Below are 2,321 nucleotides of genomic sequence, written 5' to 3'. Positions count from 1 at the left end.
CTTCGGGCGCTTCACGCCGCGGGCCCGCAGCGCCGTCGTCGCCGCGCAGAACGACGCCCACGGCGCAGGCGCCGCCGAGATCACCCCCGGCCACCTGCTCGCCGGCCTGCTCGGTGATCCGGACACACTCGCGACGATGCTGCTGCACCGCCAGCACGTCGACACCGAGTAACTGGTCAGGTTATGCGGGCAGCCAGGGTTGGCCCTCTGCGAGCATGACGAGGGCGTCGAAGGATTTCCTACCGTGTTTGGCTGTGGTGGATAGGTAGCTTCGGATGGCGCAGAACTGTTTGGCGCCGGTGAGGGTGCGTAGGCAGCCGGACACCTTCTGGCGGACTTTGATCATCCGGATGTCGCGTTCGGATCCGTTGTTGTCCGGAGGTATTCGCCAGTCGGTGGTGAATCGCAGGTAGTCGTCTTGTCGGTCGATGAGCCTGCGGGCGAGCGCATTGTGTTTCTTCATCAGCTTGTCCGAGCGGGCGGCGGTCTGGCTGAGTCCGGTCTGGGTGCTGCAGCGGTAACGATGCACTTGTCGGGTCAGCGCATCCTCATCGAGGGTGTCGAGGCCGGCGGCGAGGGCTTCGGTGACCAGGCGCTGCATCGCGACGAGCGCGTCGGCGGTCTGCTCGGCCCAGCACCCGTCGGTGTCCGGCGCCACGGTGTCGGCCACAGCCTGCAACTCTCGCAGCGCGTGAGCACAGCACAGCTGATGGGCGGCATCGGTGTAGGTGTCATAGGGCGCCCATGCGTCATGCACGGCAACACCGTGGAAGCCGGTCAGCGCACCGGCGTCGTTGATTCCTTCGCGGCCGCGTTTGGGGTGACACGTGATCAAGGTGTCGGTATCGGTGCGGGCGCAGTGCACCCAGGTCAGCTTGCCGGCCACCCGCAGCCCGGTCTCATCGAACCCGGCCACCTGCGCGTCAGCGATCCGCGCTTTGACAGCGCCGCAGAAGCCGTCGAGCCCATCGGCGGCGCGTTCGGCCATCGCCGACACGGTGGCATGCGACATCGGGGTGCAAAACAGCTCGGCCAGCGCCTCGGCGGTGCGTTTCTTCGACAGGAACTGCCCCACATACAGATACAGCACGATCCCGGTGATCCGGGGCCCGTACTGCACGGGTGCGGTCACACCAGCCGAGGCGGCGCCGCAAGTGGTGACACCGCAATCGCAGCGCCGCGCGATGAGCCGATGCTCGGTGACTCGCACCGTCATCGGGGGCAGGTCGAACACCTGGCGGCGCTGCACACCCACCTCCGGGGCGCTGGCCAGGTCCGCGCCGCACCCCCCGCAGGGGCCGGGCTCGTGGCGTAGCGTCTCGTTGGGGTCATCGACCAACGTCAGTGTTGATCCCGGATGCCCTGGCTGGCCACCCGGCTTGCGGCCACTGCGGCGACGCAATGACCTCGGCGCCGGCTTGGTGAACGGCGAATCCGTTGACGGCGGCTTCGACGAGTTCTGCGAGTTTTGCCCGAGTTGACGTTTCAGATCGGCGATCTCGGCCCGCAACTCCTCGATCACCACCCGCAGCGCCGCGTTCTCCGCAGCAAGCTCCTCGTAGGACGGACGCCGACCATCAGACACCCCATCATGATTCGCAGGATGCGACCCGAATCAACACGACACGCCCATCAAGTCACAAAAACATCACAAGCCACAACGGCAACACCGCCACCGCCGGCACCTGACCAGTTACATCCACGCCAACTACTGGCCCAAGTTCCGAGACGATCCGATGTCATTCACCGACCTGACGAAATGGCTCATCGACTCGATGCACGCCCACTATTTCTCGGCGACCAGCGGACTGCGCTTCCAGGTGGGCCAACCGGCCCGCGTGCGTGAACACCGAGTTCCCCTTGCGACGACGCTGATCGACAAGGTCGAAGCGTACGACTCGATCACGGTGATCCACCGCGCGAGGGGATCTCGGGAAGTCCCGGCGAGTCTTCCGGTGAAGCAAAAGTAGCGGCGGCTGCGCAGCTAGGGCCCAACCACCGATTTCACGTGCGGGTGGCAGCCCCATGCGTGTGATCGCTTGGCTAGAGCGGGGATTGGGCTTGCTCGCCGATCCAGTCGAGCAGGGCGCGCATGCCGTCCTCGAGCGCCCATGTGGGGCGCCAGTCGAGTTCCTTGGTTGCCGGCTCGATGTCGCATCTCGCGGCGCGTACGTCGCCGTCGCGGAATTTTCCCACGACTTTCGGTTCGGGGGCATCGCAGAGCGTGGCGATCTTGTCGGCCAGCTCATGGATGGTGGACGGGGTACCGGACCCGATGTCGAGACAGCGCGCTCGGGTCGCGGGTTGTTCCATCGCGGCGA

Annotated in this window: 3 protein-coding genes and 1 pseudogene; 2 read left to right on the top strand and 2 right to left on the bottom strand. The window is 66.0% G+C overall.

What is annotated here, in order from left to right:
• Positions 1 to 163, top strand: a pseudogene (locus tag AC2VOP_RS11575) (Clp protease N-terminal domain-containing protein); the annotation flags it as partial.
• Between the two features lie 18 nt (positions 164 to 181).
• Here AC2VOP_RS11575 and tnpC read toward each other — a convergent pair.
• Positions 182 to 1,585 carry an IS66 family transposase gene (gene tnpC / locus AC2VOP_RS11570; RefSeq protein ID WP_486961095.1) on the bottom strand — a complete coding sequence of 468 codons (1,404 nt, stop codon included), beginning with the start codon at positions 1,583 to 1,585 and terminating at the stop codon, positions 182 to 184.
• A 151-nt stretch (positions 1,586 to 1,736) separates the two neighbouring features.
• Between tnpC and AC2VOP_RS11565 the strand changes: the two genes are divergently transcribed.
• Positions 1,737 to 1,970: a hypothetical protein gene (locus AC2VOP_RS11565; protein ID WP_486961094.1), complete on the top strand. Its 234-nt coding sequence runs from the start codon at positions 1,737 to 1,739 to the stop codon at positions 1,968 to 1,970.
• Between the two features lie 73 nt (positions 1,971 to 2,043).
• Here the strand turns inward: AC2VOP_RS11565 and AC2VOP_RS11560 are convergent.
• Positions 2,044 to 2,321 (bottom strand): NAD-dependent epimerase/dehydratase family protein (locus AC2VOP_RS11560; RefSeq protein ID WP_486961093.1); only part of this gene is annotated, 278 nt, incomplete at its 5' end.

It is taken from the genome of Mycobacterium sp. TH-M106 (assembly GCF_057473765.1).
The sequence above is the reverse complement of the archived record's forward strand: the minus strand, read 5'-3'. Positions and strand labels throughout refer to the sequence as shown.